Annotated in this window: 14 protein-coding genes; 10 read left to right on the top strand and 4 right to left on the bottom strand. The window is 55.7% G+C overall.

Features of this window, described 5'->3' with window-relative positions:
* Window positions 1–69 precede the first annotated feature (69 nt).
* The 3 genes from IAI47_RS07440 (at window position 70) to IAI47_RS07430 (ending at window position 3,756) form a co-directional block, all read left to right on the top strand.
* The gene (locus tag IAI47_RS07440; RefSeq protein ID WP_369700113.1) at window positions 70–2,526 is read left to right on the top strand and encodes a fimbria/pilus outer membrane usher protein; all 2,457 of its coding nucleotides are present in this window, start codon (window positions 70–72) and stop codon (window positions 2,524–2,526) included.
* A 55-nt stretch (window positions 2,527–2,581) separates the two neighbouring features.
* The gene (gene afaD / locus IAI47_RS07435) at window positions 2,582–3,034 is read left to right on the top strand and encodes an AfaD family invasin (RefSeq protein ID WP_008925995.1); all 453 of its coding nucleotides are present in this window, start codon (window positions 2,582–2,584) and stop codon (window positions 3,032–3,034) included.
* A 170-nt stretch (window positions 3,035–3,204) separates the two neighbouring features.
* Window positions 3,205–3,756, top strand: a complete 552-nt coding sequence (locus IAI47_RS07430) for a hypothetical protein (RefSeq protein WP_008925996.1) — start codon at window positions 3,205–3,207, stop codon at window positions 3,754–3,756.
* Window positions 3,757–4,222: 466 nt separating this feature from the next.
* Here the strand turns inward: IAI47_RS07430 and IAI47_RS07425 are convergent, their stop codons facing one another.
* From IAI47_RS07425 to IAI47_RS07410, 4 genes are all read right to left on the bottom strand, one after another.
* Complete coding sequence (locus tag IAI47_RS07425; RefSeq protein ID WP_004571376.1) at window positions 4,223–5,209, bottom strand: isopenicillin N synthase family oxygenase; 987 nt, start codon at window positions 5,207–5,209, stop codon at window positions 4,223–4,225.
* Between the two features lie 27 nt (window positions 5,210–5,236).
* Complete coding sequence (locus IAI47_RS07420; RefSeq protein ID WP_008925997.1) at window positions 5,237–6,664, bottom strand: amidohydrolase family protein; 1,428 nt, start codon at window positions 6,662–6,664, stop codon at window positions 5,237–5,239.
* Between the two features lie 11 nt (window positions 6,665–6,675).
* A complete protein-coding gene (locus tag IAI47_RS07415; protein ID WP_008925998.1) occupies window positions 6,676–7,665 on the bottom strand; it encodes an ABC transporter substrate-binding protein in 990 nt (329 codons plus the stop codon).
* Window positions 7,666–7,928: 263 nt separating this feature from the next.
* Entirely contained in the window at window positions 7,929–8,852 is a 924-nt protein-coding gene (locus IAI47_RS07410; protein WP_008925999.1) for a LysR family transcriptional regulator, read from the bottom strand.
* Between the two features lie 212 nt (window positions 8,853–9,064).
* On the opposite strand from IAI47_RS07410, the gene IAI47_RS07405 reads away from it, so the two are divergent.
* The 7 genes from IAI47_RS07405 to IAI47_RS07375 are packed head-to-tail and all read left to right on the top strand — an operon-like array spanning window position 9,065 to window position 15,343.
* Window positions 9,065–10,039 (top strand): PDR/VanB family oxidoreductase, encoded by a 975-nt coding sequence (locus IAI47_RS07405; RefSeq protein WP_008926000.1) that lies wholly within the window; start codon window positions 9,065–9,067, stop codon window positions 10,037–10,039.
* A 20-nt stretch (window positions 10,040–10,059) separates the two neighbouring features.
* On the top strand, window positions 10,060–11,340 hold the full coding sequence (locus tag IAI47_RS07400; RefSeq protein WP_187961248.1) for an amidohydrolase family protein: 1,281 nt from the start codon (window positions 10,060–10,062) through the stop codon (window positions 11,338–11,340).
* On the top strand, window positions 11,330–11,791 hold the full coding sequence (locus IAI47_RS07395; protein ID WP_008926002.1) for a RidA family protein: 462 nt from the start codon (window positions 11,330–11,332) through the stop codon (window positions 11,789–11,791). Before IAI47_RS07400 ends, IAI47_RS07395 begins: the two co-directional genes overlap by 11 nt.
* Window positions 11,792–11,820: 29 nt before the next feature.
* Entirely contained in the window at window positions 11,821–12,702 is an 882-nt protein-coding gene (locus IAI47_RS07390; protein WP_004571368.1) for a creatininase family protein, read from the top strand.
* A gap of 13 nt (window positions 12,703–12,715) precedes the next feature.
* A complete protein-coding gene (locus IAI47_RS07385; RefSeq protein ID WP_008926003.1) occupies window positions 12,716–13,699 on the top strand; it encodes an ABC transporter substrate-binding protein in 984 nt (327 codons plus the stop codon).
* The gene (locus tag IAI47_RS07380; RefSeq protein ID WP_008926004.1) at window positions 13,696–14,523 is read left to right on the top strand and encodes an ABC transporter ATP-binding protein; all 828 of its coding nucleotides are present in this window, start codon (window positions 13,696–13,698) and stop codon (window positions 14,521–14,523) included. Before IAI47_RS07385 ends, IAI47_RS07380 begins: the two co-directional genes overlap by 4 nt.
* A gap of 4 nt (window positions 14,524–14,527) precedes the next feature.
* Entirely contained in the window at window positions 14,528–15,343 is an 816-nt protein-coding gene (locus IAI47_RS07375; RefSeq protein ID WP_004571365.1) for an ABC transporter permease, read from the top strand.
* The last annotated feature ends 15 nt before the right edge of the window (window positions 15,344–15,358 follow it).

The raw sequence follows: 15,358 nt of genomic DNA, 5'->3' as shown, positions 1-15,358 counted from the left end.
GGCGCCTGGATAATGCAATATTTTCGGTTTTCTGTGGTGGCCATCGTGGTATCTGCCGGGCTGTTTTCAATGCCGGTGATGGCCCGGACCTGGGAATTTGATGCTTCACAGTTGGGTGGTGGTGTCAGTGATGCGGATATCGCTCTATTTAACCAGGGCGGGCAGCTTCCAGGAACCTATCTGGTTGACGTGTTGCTCAATGGTGAGCAGGTGGATTCCCGTGAAGTGGTTTTTGTTCAGCAGGAAGATTCCCGGGGCATGCCTGTTTTGCAGCCCTGCCTGAGCAGGAAGCAGCTTTTACGTTACGGCATAAAGACGGAAGACTATCCGGCATTGTCCGGCAAAGGCCTGGACGCAAACAAAGATTGTGCTGACATCCGCGTTATTCCGCATGCCAGAGCTGATTTTAATTTCGGGGCACAGCAGCTGGTGCTGAGCGTTCCGCAGATAGCATTGCGCCCTGAAGTAAAGGGCATTTCTCCCCGAGAGCTGTGGGATGAGGGAGTTCCGGCGATCCTGATGAATTACCGGACCGGTACCAGCCATGTGGAATCCCGGGTCGGGAGTAGAAATGTCAATGAATCGCAGTACCTGCAGCTGGAGCCCGGCGCTAACTGGGGACCATGGCGATTACGTAATTCGACGACGTGGCAGAAGAGCCGCGGACAGACCGGCCGCTGGCAGACTCCTTATACCTATCTTGATCGGGGCCTGTATGACATGCAAAGCAGGCTGACGCTGGGAGAGCGTTTCACGCCGTCGGAAATTTTTGACAGCGTACCTTTTCGCGGCGTGATGCTGGGTTCGGATGAAAATATGCTGCCCTCTTCGCAGCGGACTTTTTCACCCGTGGTGCGCGGTATTGCCCGCACTCAGGCCAGGGTAGAAGTGAAGCAGAATGGCTACACGGTTTACAACGCCACGGTAGCGCCCGGCCCGTTTGCCCTGAGTGACTTTGCCGCTGGCGGCTCGGGTGGGGATTTGCAGGTTACCGTATGGGAAGCCGACGGCACTACTCAGGAATTCAGCGTCCCTTATCAGACGCCGGCGATTGCGCTGCAGGAAGGCCACAGCGTGTACAACCTGATGGCCGGGCAGTATCGGGCATCAGATAACACGGTTGATTCGCCTCTGGTTGCACAGGCCACTGTTATGTATGGCCTGCCGTGGAGCCTGACCCTATACGGCGGTTTGCAGGGCGCGGAGCGCTATCAGGCGACGACTGCGGGGCTGGGTATGTTGCTCGGGTCGTGGGGCGCGGTATCTCTGGATGGGACCCACGGCCGTGGGCAGAAGAAAGAGCGTGAAAGTGAAACGGGGGGATACGGACGGCTGCGCTACAGCAAGCGCGTTGAGGTAACCAATACCTCGCTTGATCTGTCCCATACCCGCTATGACGCATCCGGTTTCAGCACGCTGTCTGAGGTAATGGACAGCTATCGGCAGGAAAACCCAGCCGGCAGTGACGCACAACGCCGGTCTGAGACAACCCTGACGCTCAGTCAGTCATTGGGCGGATTGGGGAGTCTCAGCCTGAGCGGTTCTCGCAACAGTTACGGCAACGGGCAAGGGAGTACAGAGTCGTTCAGTGCCGGCTATGGCGTCAGTATACGCGGCGTTTCCCTGTCGCTGAATGCGACGCAGAACCGTAACCGGAACAGCGGCAGTAAATGGCAGGATAACCGGCTGATTAACATGATGGTCAGTATTCCACTGGACCGCTGGCCTGGTGGGGCAACCCGGGCGACCTATCAGATGACGTCGCCTTCATCCGGCGGCAATACACAGCAGGTGGGGTTCAGTGGTCAGGCGTATGACCGCCAGTTGCAGTGGAATGTGAACCAGCGTCAACGTTCGGGGGCGGTGAGCGGAGACCGCAACGACAGCGACCTGAACCTTGGCTGGAGCGGGGGCTACGGCCAGCTGAATGGCCGTTACGGCTACAGTCCGTCTTACCGGCAGACAGGACTGGATGCGTCAGGCGGCATCGTGATTACCCGCAGTAGTGTCACCGCAGGGCAGACGCTGAACGATACCGTGGCACTGGTGGAAGCGCCGGGTGCCTCCGGAGTGGCTGTTGGCGGCTGGCCGGGAGTGAAAACCGATTTTCGTGGCTACACCACACAGTCAGGCCTGCAGCCTTACCGGAAGAATATTGTCAGCCTGGACCCTGCTCGTCTTTCGGCTGATGCAGAAATAAAACAGACGGACGTGACGGTAGTGCCGACGCAGGGCGCGGTTATCCCGGCCACCTTTATCACGCATATTGGCCGGCGGGCGCTGGTGACACTGATACGTCCGGACGGTAAACCGGTTCCTTTTGGGGCACTGGTTACCCCGGAAAACCAGGCGTCATCAGGCAGTGGCATTACCGGTGAAGCCGGACAGGTGTATCTGTCCGGACTGAACGGAAAAGGTGCCCTGATGGCGAGATGGGGAGAGAAGCAACAGTGCCGGGCTGATTACCGTCTGCCGGAAAAACCAGGGCCAGCAGGGCTGTATCTGTCAGAGGCAGTTTGTCGCTGAAAGCAGTTACCGGCTCCCGAAAAAACTGAACAGAAACATCACCCGGAGAAGGGGAATGATGAACAGAAAAAGATTGTATCTGATAGCGGCAGCGCTTTTGACAGTCATGGCCAGCAGCGCTCCGGCTGTCGCGACGGGTAGCCCGCAACTGGTGTTGCAGATGAACCATGGCCTGCAGGCGGGTGCTGTCAGAGACGGCACAAAGCTCGGCAGGGGCACGCTGGTCAGCTACGACATCCATACGGGCTTTCAGCTCCGGAGCGAGCAGGCTGTATCCGGCCAGCAGGGAGGACGTTATGTGCTGACAGGCCAGCAGAATCCGGCGCATCAGTTGCGGGTGCGTCTGGTGCCACAGCAACAGGTGGTAACGGAAATGGCGGACATGCAGGTGATAACCGTGCATACCGGCGAAGACAGAATGGTTTTTGACATTCTGGCGGATGGCGACCAGAGGGTGAAAGCGGATACCTACTCTTTAAACATCGCTGGTCAGGTGGTCACTCAGTAACGTGCAACAGCCGGGCGCTATATAGAGATTTCACGAATACCCCGTCACTGACATTTTTGGTGACGGGGAGCCATCGGTGGCACATATGCCTCGATGGTCGGGTAGACGCACTGTCTACGACTTTTAGGGACGACTGCAGTCGTTAATTCAACACAACAAAGGATAGAGATATGAAATTTTTAAACATCAAAACCTCAGCGGCAGCAGCGATAATCATCGCGGGTATTTCATCCCACGCAGCAATCGCAGCGCTGTCCGAAGCCAGTGCTACGTCGGCCGACATTACTTTTACTACTCCGCTCACTGTTTCTAACGTTTTGACACCGGTGTCGGGTCTGTCGGACGGGACTAATAGTGGAATAGTGCTGGCAAATGGTACCATCACTTCGACAGGCGGCGCCTCTCGTCATTACATAGCTTTTGGTATGCCCGGGTCATTAACAGGGTCTGATAACGGCAAGACCCAGGCCACATTAAGGATTAAAGGCAAAAACGACAGCAATAACGGCATTCTTGTATCAATAATCAGGCCTGCTAATACTCCTGACTCTGTTGGCTCTGCTCATTGCTCAGAGTTAAATTTGACATGTAACACCGATTACATTTTATACAGCACTGCCACCAACGGCGTATCAACTTACAATGTTACATTAAGCGGGACGCAGGACGTGAAACCTGATACCTATACCGTCCAGACCACCGCTTACGCGTATGGAGACTGACAGAAATAAAAACATCAGGCGAACACCCTGTAATGTTCAGGGATTTGACTGACTCTGTCGCATTGACGTTAATCAGAAGCATAGGCGAGGAATCCCGCCTATGCTTACAGCTTCAAATTTTCAATCTCAGGTAAGCCAGTTCAGAGAATAGCTTCATATTTCAACATTCATTAACAGTAATCGACACAAATCCTTCTGGTTACATTGTTCTGCCTGTTCGGCAGTAACAGAGATTTACGCAACAAAGAATGTTGTTATCATGTTCAAATCAAATAATGAGATCGCATTAAATTCCTTCTATGCGAGGGTTGTATTTTTTATGCCCGTAAGTACATGAAGGCGAAGGCTATATTAGCGAGTTACTGACAAAGGCGATCTCAGCCAGAAAAGCCAGAATTAAAAAAGCCCGCTCAGTTTTCCCTGAGCGGGCTTTTTGCTTTTCAGCTCTCTTTATCTTTCTGGCAAATTATCCTTTCGCAAAGTTCGCCTGAATGCGCTGTTGCAGATAATCTTCGGCGGTGATGGCCGGATATTTCGCCTGCGGCCCCAGAATCTCCACATCTTTATTAGCCTGACAGAAAAAGGCCAGGCTGTAGCGCGCACCCTGGTATTCGCCGGGCAGTGGGCTTCTCACACGGTGGAAATTTGACGGCAGCTGATCGTCGCTCCAGCGCATCAGCATGTCGCCGATGTTGCAGGTGATCACCTCTTCGCGCGGCTCGATGCTGGTCCACTGCTGACTTTCGCGGTCTTTGCCAGGACATACCTGCAACCCGCCCTGACCGGGACGCTGGAACAGCAGCGTCAGACAGTCAAAATCTGTATGCGCACCCGCGCGCCACATCCCCTGCTCTGACTGCTCAGTGGCATAGTAGTGCAGCATGCGCAGCGTACTCTGGTAAGTTTGCAGGTCCGGATTATGTGCCTGCTCGAAAAAGTGCTCAGGAAAGCCCAGTTTGAGGGCAAAACAGGAAAGCAGTTTCATGCCCAGTTGCCAGCATTGCGATTCAAAATTCAGCATGGTCTCTTTGAAAGCCGGCAGTTCCTGTTCGGTCGGCCATAGCGGTGCCATCAACGGACGGGTAATCTGGTAAGACTCTTTCTGGTCTGGCGTTCGGGTTGATGGTCGCACCTGAGATTTATTCTCCCAGCCTGCGTTACGCGCCAGCGGATATTGCGCTTTTATCTCTTCGGGCAGTAAGAAGAAATCCTCTGTCATGCTGAACGCCTGACGGATATCGCCGAGTGCAATGCCGTGATTGCTGACCTGGAAGAAGCCAATTTCTACGGCTGCGCTCCAGAGTTCGTCGGCGATCTCACTTTTACGGTTTTCGAAATCTGATAAATCGATACAACGCACTTCACGGGCAAAAGTTTCTTCACCCATCGCGCCCATTCCTGCTTCTTTTTCCAGTTCCTGTAATGCATATGCTGTTTGATTTGATTGCGTCATTGTTCTTATCCTTCTTAATCAATAGGGTTAGCGCGCAGCGCGCTGTTGTAAAGTACGGACGGCAGACATTGCCTCATGGCGCATGGCCTCCAAATCGAGTCCGGGGATGACATCGTTTTCGACGATCACCCGGCCATTTATCATCAGTGCCTTAAGCGAAGCGCGTCCGCCACAGGCCACCGGACCAATGGCCATGTCGTGCAGGCCGAAGTAGCGCGGGTCATCCAGCCGATAAATGGCGATATCCGCCAGCCTGCCCACCTGCACGGTGCCGCTTTGTTGCAGGCCAAGGATCTGCGCCCCGCCTGCGCTGCCCCACCGCACCACGTCTTCAACAGATGCTGCGTCGCCGCCGCCTTCAAACGTGCCGCCGTCATAACGCGGTGTCGCCAGCATGCCTTTTCGGGCGCGCTGCAAAAGCCAGGCCGCATGCGCTTCACTTTGCATATCGGCGGCTTCGTTCGATGCCGCACCGTCTACGCCTAATGAAACAGGCACACCGGCCTGTTCCAGCGCCAGCAAATCAGCGATGCCGCTGCCCAGACGCCCGTTGCTTTGCGGGCAGTGTGCAATGCCAGTGCGGGTCTGACCCAGCATCGTGATTTCCTGCGGCAGCAGTTTTACCAGGTGCGCAAACCAGACGTCCTCACCCAGCCAGTCGTGTTCCGCACAAAACTGCACCGGCGTCATGTCGAATCTGGCACGCGCCGCATCAAGATAATCCACGGTTTCCGACAGGTGGCTGTGCAGCCGAATCCCCAGACTGCGGGCCAGTTTCGCCATTTCGCGCAACTCCGCACCGGGTGCAGAATGCAGCAAGGTTGTAGGTGCCATTACCACACGGCGCAGTGACGTCGGTTTCGGATCGTGATAATGGCCCACCAGCCGTTCAATATCCGCCATGTAATCCCCGAAGTTTTCCGGGCGCAGCGCCTGCGGCAAATCTTTCTCGATCGCGCGCGCCTGCGTTGCGCCACCCCGACAAAGCACAATGCGCATTCCCAGCGCCTCACCTTCACTGAACAGGATTTCCGAGGTATCGAACGGCATATCTGGCCAGTAAAGGTAGTTATGGTCCGCCACCGTCGCGCAGCCGGAACACAACAGTTCGGTCAGGCCGATACGCACCGCAAGACGAAAGGTGGATTCATCGAAGGTGGCACGAAAACGATAAGGCGTGGCACTCAGCCATGCGGTCAGGCTTTGGTTCAGCCCCTGCGGTTCCCCTTTTAACAGTGACTGAAACAGGTGATGGTGTGTATTCACCCAGGCGGGATAAACCACGCAATCGCGCGCGTCGATCAGCTGCTCGTCGGGCATTGCCGTCAGGGAACCTATCGCCTCGATCACCCCATGACGCACGCGAATATCCGGCCCGGCGTGACGCGCTGCTTCTCCCGGCAAGCCGGTGAGGATTGCGTGCGCATTTTTAATCAGTAAAACGTCAGATGACATTGCAACACTCCTCAGGGCTTAACCTGCATCTGGTCGACAATTTCAGTGGTATACGCCTGCTTCCAGTCGGTATTCGCATTCAGCAGTCTGGCGTTCACCATGAAATCACGGGTTTTCTGCCAGCGGGCCTCCGTCATGGTGCCCCACCCCTGTGTTGCCGCATCACCGCCGTCAATCAGATGGTGCGCTTTGATTTGCTGAACGCCCCAGGCCAGCAGGTCGTCCGTCATCTTCGGGTTATCCTTTTTGATCAGCGCGTTGCCCGCCGCCGGATTTTGCAGATAGCTTACCCATCCTTCCATCGACGCCTTTACAAACTTAGCCATCGCCTCTTTCCGGCTGCTGATCAGTTCAGGACGGGTGATCAGAATGCCGCCGTAAGGGGGATAGCCGTGCTCCGAGAAGAGGAAGAAATTCGATTTCACACCCGCCTTTTGTGCCTGAAAAACTTCAGAACTGACATAGGCTTGCTGCGCGACATTTTCGTCAGCCACAAAGGGCTGGATATTGAAGGTGTAAGGACGAACCTGTGAATCGCTAAGCTGATAGCGTGCTTTCAGCCATGGCCACCAGGTCGATTGCCCGGAGCTGGAGACTAAAATGGTTTTGTCTTTCAGACCGTCGAGGGAAGTGACTGAAGCATGTGTCAGCAGCCCCTGAGGATCAAACTGGAAAGGGGCGGCGATGGCTTTGGCCTGAAAACCGCGCTGCACGGATTCGAGTAGCTGGAGATCATAACCGATGATCACATCAGCGCGCTTTGCCAGCAGCAACTGCATGCCGTTGACCTGCGGGCCGCCGGACTGAATGCTGACATCCAGTCCGTAACGCTTGTAAATGCCTGTGGCCTGCGCCTGATAATAGCCGCCCTGCTCCGCCTGCGCGTACCAGGATGTCAGTAGCGCTATTTTCTCATCGGCGTGTGCCGACAGTGAAAATGCGGCAGGGATCAGCGCGCTCAGCACGCAGCAAGACAGGGGAATGCGGGAAACTGACTTCATTGCTCCTCTCCTAATCATCACCGGAGGGGCATTGAGCGAATGCGGCTCAGCTCCCCTGACCGGCTCAAAATGAACCGCGAAATGGTTGCTGAGCAATGTCCCGCGCAGTTGCCCGCACTGACCGCTTCTACTCACTGTGGGTTATACAAGAAAGGTGCCAACATCACGAATGCGCTTTCTCTGCGCGTTAACAGGGAATTTATCGGCGCTGGCTCTGCAACCTTTGATTCATTACAAAGCAACCAGCACCAGAACAGTGCAAATCAATTCCGATCACCTCGCGGCATCTGGATCTCGCTGAACAACATCTCCAGCTGTTTGAGCATCATCGAGGCGGCCAGCGAAAGCTGTCTTGTCGGGGCGACGCACAACGAAAGGGTGAACGTTTTTAATTGCGGATCGGTCAGCGGAATAAATTGCAGTTCATCGCTTTCCACCTCATCAATGATGTCGAGCCAGCAGAGAATACCGATGCCCATTTTCTCTTTGATCAGCGAGCGGATCATGTGGATGTTATTGGATACCGCGACTTCGTTAATCATGTCGCCGTTGATATTCATCAGTGCCTGGACGGGTTCGGCCAGCATCAGCGGCGCAGCCGGCAGGATAAACGGATATTCCATGCACTGGCTAAAACGCACGTGGCTTCTGTCGCCAAGCGGATGCCCTTTCGGCACCACAATCCCCAGCTCGATTTCTGCAAAAGCGCGCACCTGCAACTCTCGTGAACTTTGCGGATTAAGCATCAGACCAAAGTCGGCATCGCCAGACATCAGCGCCTGCTGAATGTCCACGTTGTTCATGGTGGTCAGCGTGAAGGAGATATTCGGATAATCAGCATGCACCTTCCTGAGCATCGCCGAGAAAAACTGCCGGTTGATGGCGTCAATGGTGGCAATTCGCACGTGTCCCCGCCGCAGACCGCGCAGGTCATCGAGTTGCTCGCAGACCCGGGTGAAATCCTTTTTCCAGTTGTTGGCGGCGTACAATAGCAGCTCGCCGGCTGCCGTCAGCCGCAATCCGGTCGGGTGCCGTTCAAACAGCGGCATTGCCAGTTCTTTTTCCACCCGCAGGATCTGCCGGTCAATCGACGATGCGGCGACATGTAAGGTTTCCGACGCCTTACGAAACGAGCCCTGGCGGGCAACTTCAGTGAAGTAAAGCAGAAACCGTGAGAATGCGAACATGATTGTGTGCTCTCTTTTTTGCAACGGGATGTGCGAATCAAAGCGCTGGACGCAACAGCTTTACAACAATAACGTAGCTTTCATCGCAATGGGAACAATCGTTTCATCGACATTACATCCCGCCGCGGGCTCTTTCAGGCCGGATGGCAGCAGGTTATGCGGTGAACAGGTTACCCTGGTTTATGAATGACTCATCAAAATGAATACGGTAAATGACGATGAATGATGCCGGATTAATTCCTGTCACGATCAAGGCGATCGGCGAAAACGGTAAAGGAAATATTTCACTGCAACTTATTGCACAGGACGGAGGATTATTACCGGCCTGGTTACCCGGTGCGCACATCGACGTTTTCATTCCTGAGATTGGCCCGCGCCAGTATTCTCTCTGCAACGAAAATCACGGCGGGGAATATTATGAAATCTGCGTAAAACTGGCAGACAACGCGACCGGCGGATCGCACTTTATTCATCATCATTTCAGTGCTGGCGACACACTCAATATCTCGATGCCACGTAACCATTTTCCTCTGCCAGCCGCCGGGCGCTATCTGTTATTTGCCGGAGGAATTGGCATTACGCCACTGCTGGCGATGGCGGAACAGATTTCTCGGCAAGGCATTGAATTTGAACTGCACTACTACATTTCAGGTCTGGATAAAGCGGCGTATATACCGCGTCTCACAGCACCTTCACTGGCAAAAAATGTCTTTTTACATGACAGCAGCGCAAACGATTCCCTGCGGCACACGACGCCGCTGAGCCTGTGTCAGCCGGATGCCAATACGCAGGTGATGGCCTGTGGCCCGGATGGGTTTATTAAGCGCCTTGAAGAGATTATGCAGACGCACCACTGGCATAAGAATCAATTATCTTTTGAGCGATTCAGCAATAAAAATATAAACAAAAATAACGCCAACTCTGAATTTCACATTGAGCTGAAATCCAGCGGAAAACGTTATTTAGTTGGTTCAGACCAAAGCATTGCAGAAGTCTTATTGAGTGCCAGAGTCGATATTATGCTGTCGTGCGAACAGGGCATTTGCGGCTCATGCATTACGGAAGTTATCGACGGTATTCCCGATCACCGCGACTGCGTGCTGACAGAAGAAGAGAAAGCGGAGAACACGCAGATTACGCTGTGCTGTTCGCGCGCTAAGAGTCCTGTTCTGGTCCTGGACCTGTAATGCCAATGCGGAGCCTCAATATGAACTTTCCTTCTTTTGCCTCACCGTTAAACGGCATTGCCAACGTTCGCCTTCCCGCCTGGCTGCTTCCTGTCGGGTGGCCTGAGGAGGCAGGTGAACCGGTAACGGCAGATCTGCGCGTTGAGGCAGGCAAAATAACTTCCGTGACGCCTTTTCAGCGCGACCAGAATGATTTGTGGGACGCACAGGGCATGCTGGCGCTGCCAGGTCTGCTCGAACCTCATGCGCATCTTGATAAAACCTTCACCATTGGTCGCAGCCGTCCCTCAAAACCCGGTCTGCTGGCCGCGATTGAAACCCTGCATGAGGATCGACGGCACTGGACCACGGCAGATCTTCATCAGCGTGCCCGACAGGGAATGGCATGGGCCGCCGCCAACGGCGTAACCCGCCTGCGCACCCATATTGACTGGTTCGATGCCACGCCGCCGCTGGCCTGGACGGCACTGGCCACTATCACACAACCCGGCGTCATGCTGGAACGGGTGGCGCTGGTCCCGCTGACTCTTTTTGCCGACAGCGAGGCCGCTGACCGCATCGCCGCTGCGGTGGCGCAAAGCGGGAACCACTGCCTGCTGGGTGGATTTATCCACTCATCCAACTGGGATCCGGCCGCCATGACCAACCTGATGCGCAGTGCCTCGCGCTGGCAACTGAATCTGGATTTGCATATCGATGAAGAGCTTTCGCCGGTGGCACACGGCCTGAGCTGGCTGGCGCATTACCTGTCAGAAAATAGATTCAGCGGCCATATCTGTTGCAGCCACGGCTGCGCACTGGCTTCCGGCAGTGAACAACAGGCAGTGGAGGTGCTGCGTTTGCTGGCGGAGCAGCGCGTCACGCTGATTGCACTGCCGATGACCAACCTGCTGTTGCAGGATGCCGTCACCGGCCACACGCCACGACAGCGCGGCATAACGCTGCTGAAAGAGGCGCAGGCGGCAGGCGTTCCGGTGCTGCTCGGTTGCGATAACGTGCAGGACGCTTTTTGTTCGGCTGGTAGCTATGACCCGCTGGATACGCTGGCCTGTGCCCTGTTCGCACTGCAGCTGGATATGGTTTTTGACTGGCAGTCGCGACTGATCTGCGATGTCGCCGCGCTGAGCGGTGATGCACCGCCCGGCCTGCCACTCGCACCTGGCAGCGATGCCACGCTGATTCTCTTTCCAGGCAGCGACAGCCTGACCTGGCCTTTAAACAGCGCAGCCCGGCTGATTTTCCACCATGGCAGGCTCGCCCACCAGCGTACCTGGAATCGGGAGTTATCCCATGAGTCTTGAAGCGGGTGCGGGTAAACCGCTCGCCAACTATGCCGCGTGGCGCCGCGCGGGCGATTTTGTTTTTCTCTCGGGCGTGATTCCGGTTAATCCGCAGAGCGGGACCATCGTGCGCGGCTTTCAGGATATCCCAGCCGAAGCACGCCTGTTGTTGGGCGAAACCGGCGAATTCTCGACTGATATCAAACAGGGGCCGATCCTCGCCCAGAGCTGGTATGTGCTCGAAAGTATCCGCCACATCATTGAAGACGCTGGCGGGCAGATGAGTGATGTGATCAAGCTGGTGCAGTACTTTCGCAATCTTGACCACTTCCCCTATTACAGCCGGGTCAGAAAGCTTTTTTATCCCGGTCAACCGCCGGTTTCTACCGTGGTTCAGGTCAGCGAAATGCTGCCCTGCGCCGACGTGCTGATTGAAGTGGAAGCCACCGCCTGGTTACCCCAGTCCCGCTAACCCTGACAAGTCCGAACACGAGGCAGAGCATGATTAACGGCTATATTCCCGCAGAACGTTTTCTCCCTTTTCTGAGCTGGACAGCTATCGCTGCTCTGCCCGACAAGGCTAACACCGTGATTGTCTTACCGACCGGCGCCATCGAACAGCATGGTCCGCATCTGCCGTGTTCGGTGGACAGCGTGATTTCTTCCGGCGTGGCGGGTCACGCACTGGCGCGGCTTCCGGAAGAGATTCCGGCCTTCGCGATTCCGCCCATTACTTACGGCAAGTCTGACGAGCATCTGAATTTCCCCGGCACGCTGACCCTGACCGGCGACACGCTGTTGCAGACGGTGCTGGAAATTGCCGAATCGCTCTACCGCGCCGGGTTCCGCAAACTGCTGATGATTAATGGGCACGGCGGACAACCGCAGGTGCTGCAAATGGCCTCGCGGGAAATGCGCCTGCGTCACGGCGATATGATCATGATCCCGCACGACGTGTTCCGCGTGCCTAACGTGGAAAATCAGTTCCTGAGCGCGCAGGAGCAGAAAATGGCGATGCATGCCGGTCACAGCGAAACGGCAGTGATGCTGGCTCTGGCACCGGAGTGCGTTCACATGGAGCACGCGGTCGCCAATTATCCGCCAGCGTTTCCCTGTCCGACGCTGTCATCTGGCCGCCCTGTCGCCGCCTGGGCTTCTTATGATTTTGGTCCGAGCGGCGTAATCGGCGATCCGATTGGCGCAACCGCCGAACAGGGGCACGCGATCCTCGATTCGCTGGCGGCAAGCTGGGCGCAGGCGATCACGGAGATCCACCTGATGGAATGGACAGTCCGCAGCGAACCTACCTGGGGTAAACACCACTGGAACGGTTTTGTGCAAACCCGCTTCACTCCTCCTTCGTCTTCTCTGGCCTCTGAATAAAGGAATTCTCAAGATGAAACTACGGCGTTCACCCACTTACACCCTGCTGGCTCTGCTGCTGGGCGGCGTTTCGGCCAGTTCAATGGCGGAAGAGAAATTCACGTTCCTGACCAACTGGTACGCGCAGGCGGAGCATGGCGGATTTTACGAGGCGCAGGCTAAAGGGTTGTACAAAATAGCCGGTCTGGATGTCAGCATTAAAATGGGCGGCCCGCAGGTTAATGTGATGCAACTGATGGCCGCCGGTCAGGCGGACTGTACGCTCGGCGACAATGGCCAGGCACTGGAAACCTGGCAGGCTGGCGTTCATGCGGTGACCGTGGCAACGGTGTTCCAGCATTCGCCGACGGTGTTTATCAGCCACGATAAAGTCGGGGCCGGCGAACAACTGAAAGACAAAACCTTTTTGCTGGCGACCGAGGCTTATACCTCATTCTGGCCGTGGGCGAAAAGTGAACTGGGACTGGGTAACGCCAAAGTCCGGCCCTACACCTTCAGCGTGCAGCCGTTTCTTGCGGACAATAATCTGGTACAGCAGGGTTATGTGACTTCCGAGCCGTTCTCAATCGAGAAAGGTGGCAAACCGTTCTATGTCTACATGCTTAGCGACTGGGGATACCCGCCGTACGGCAACTCCATTATCTGCATGGCCGACACCGTCAAAAAACGCCCGGCAGCCGTGGCGGCGTTCGTGAAAGCCTCCATGCAGGGCTGGAAGGAATACCTGCAGGACCCCGCCGCGGGCAACGCGCTCATTACCCAGGCTAACCCGCGTATGGGCGCCGACCAGATTGCCTTTGGCATTGCGCAGATGAAGAAGTATGCGCTGGTGACGGGTGGCGACGCGCAAACCGGCGGTATCGGCATCATCACTGAACCTCGTCTGAAAAAGACCTGGGAGATGCTGGTCAAAAATAAACTCATCGACGCGGATAAAGTGCCGTTTGAGCAGACCTATACCCTCGAGATGATTAAAGACGCGAAGGTTATGCCATGAATTCAGCCCCGAAACTCACCGTGATGAGCGATGTCCGCTCAGTTATTCCTCCGACCGTTCCGGCTATCGAGGTGTTGTCGGCGGAGAAAATTTACAGCAACGGCACCCGCGCGCTTCTGCCGGTCAATCTGACCATTAATCAGGGCGAATTTGTCACGCTGCTCGGCCCGTCGGGCTGCGGCAAAAGTACGCTGTTAAAAATGGTTGCCGGTCTGGTGGAACCCAGCGACGGCAAGCTGATGCTGTGGCGCCGCGAAAGTCGTGAAAAAGCACAGGTTCCGCTCTCTTTCGTGTTTCAGGAAGCCACGCTGATGCCGTGGAGTAATGTGCAGAACAACGTGCGTTTGCCGCTGGATCTGGCAGGCGTACCCCGCGCTGAAGCCAATACCCGCGTCAGTGAAGCGCTGGAACTGGTGGGGCTTGGCAAATTTGCCAACGTCCTGCCTCGCGAACTGTCAGGCGGCATGCAGATGCGCGTATCAATTGCCCGCGGGCTGGTCACGCGCCCGAAGCTGCTGCTGATGGATGAACCGTTCGGCGCGCTCGACGAAATCACCCGCAACAAACTCGACAGCGACCTGCTGCGCCTGTGGCGGGAACAGGGACTGACGGTCGTGTTCGTCACTCACTCGATCCACGAAGCGGTGTTCCTGTCGCAGCGGGTGATCATGATGGCCGCGCGTCCGGGGCGCGTGGTGGAAGATATCGCCATCAACGAACCTTTTCCCCGCAGCGAAGATTTCCGCGTCAGTCCGGCATTTTCACGCTATGCGAAGCAGTTGCAGGACAGCCTGCTGCAAGCCAGCCAATCGGGTATGGAGTAACGGTATGAAAACGCAAAATGCTTCTCCGTGGATCAACAACCCCACGTTCCGCAAAGTGCTCTATCCGGCGGTAGTCGCCGTGGTGGTCATTTTGCTATGGCAAGGCTGGGTGAGCTATTTCAACATCCCTCAGTTTCTGGTGCCGTCACCCGTGGTGATGCTGCAAAGCCTGTGGACACATTGCGGTTCGCTGATGACGTCGCTGCTGTTCACCCTGAAAATCACCCTGATTTCATTTTTACTGTCGATTGTCATCGGTGCAGTCGTGGCGTTCGTGCTGGTACAGAACCGCTTTATTGAAACCGCGCTGTTTCCCTACATCGTGTTTCTGCAGGTGACGCCGATCGTCGCCATTGCGCCGTTGATCATCATCTGGGTCAAAGACACCACATTGTCGCTGGTGGTGTGTTCAACGCTGATGGCGGTGTTCCCGATTATTTCCAATACCACACAGGGGCTTCGCAGCGTATCGCCGGGGCTGCTGAGCTATTTTCAGCTGAATCACGCCAGCCGCCTGCAAATCCTCATTCGCCTGCGCATTCCCTCCGCTCTGCCCTATTTCTTCGGCGCACTGCGCATTTCCAGCGGTCTGTCACTGATCGGTGCGGTGGTGGCTGAGTTTGTGGCCGGCACCGGCGGCAATAATACCGGCCTGGCCTACCAGATATTGCAGGCGGGCTATCAGCTGGACATCCCGCTGATGTTTGCCGCTCTGCTGCTTATTTCACTCACCGGCATTGCACTCTTTGGCGCGATGTCCTGGATTTCCCGACGCGTGCTGAGTGCCTGGCATGAAAGCGAAGCCGTGCAATCTCATTAACCTCATTCATCTTTA

It is taken from the genome of Pantoea sp. MT58 (assembly GCF_014495885.1).
GTDB lineage: Bacteria > Pseudomonadota > Gammaproteobacteria > Enterobacterales > Enterobacteriaceae > Pantoea > Pantoea eucalypti.
This window is presented reverse-complemented; position numbering and strand designations above follow the sequence as displayed.

Bases quoted from the DNA above. Each gene is read 5' to 3' on its own strand.
- IAI47_RS07440 (WP_369700113.1), top strand. From the start codon at position 70: ATGCCGGTGATGGCCCGGACCTGGGAATTTGATGCTTCACAGTTGGGT.
- afaD (WP_008925995.1), top strand. From the start codon at position 2,582: ATGATGAACAGAAAAAGATTGTATCTGATAGCGGCAGCGCTTTTGACA.
- IAI47_RS07430 (WP_008925996.1), top strand. From the start codon at position 3,205: ATGAAATTTTTAAACATCAAAACCTCAGCGGCAGCAGCGATAATCATC.
- IAI47_RS07425 (WP_004571376.1), bottom strand. From the start codon at position 5,209: ATGACGCAATCAAATCAAACAGCATATGCATTACAGGAACTGGAAAAA.
- IAI47_RS07420 (WP_008925997.1), bottom strand. From the start codon at position 6,664: ATGTCATCTGACGTTTTACTGATTAAAAATGCGCACGCAATCCTCACC.
- IAI47_RS07415 (WP_008925998.1), bottom strand. From the start codon at position 7,665: ATGAAGTCAGTTTCCCGCATTCCCCTGTCTTGCTGCGTGCTGAGCGCG.
- IAI47_RS07410 (WP_008925999.1), bottom strand. From the start codon at position 8,852: ATGTTCGCATTCTCACGGTTTCTGCTTTACTTCACTGAAGTTGCCCGC.
- IAI47_RS07405 (WP_008926000.1), top strand. From the start codon at position 9,065: ATGACGATGAATGATGCCGGATTAATTCCTGTCACGATCAAGGCGATC.
- IAI47_RS07400 (WP_187961248.1), top strand. From the start codon at position 10,060: ATGAACTTTCCTTCTTTTGCCTCACCGTTAAACGGCATTGCCAACGTT.
- IAI47_RS07395 (WP_008926002.1), top strand. From the start codon at position 11,330: ATGAGTCTTGAAGCGGGTGCGGGTAAACCGCTCGCCAACTATGCCGCG.
- IAI47_RS07390 (WP_004571368.1), top strand. From the start codon at position 11,821: ATGATTAACGGCTATATTCCCGCAGAACGTTTTCTCCCTTTTCTGAGC.
- IAI47_RS07385 (WP_008926003.1), top strand. From the start codon at position 12,716: ATGAAACTACGGCGTTCACCCACTTACACCCTGCTGGCTCTGCTGCTG.
- IAI47_RS07380 (WP_008926004.1), top strand. From the start codon at position 13,696: ATGAATTCAGCCCCGAAACTCACCGTGATGAGCGATGTCCGCTCAGTT.
- IAI47_RS07375 (WP_004571365.1), top strand. From the start codon at position 14,528: ATGAAAACGCAAAATGCTTCTCCGTGGATCAACAACCCCACGTTCCGC.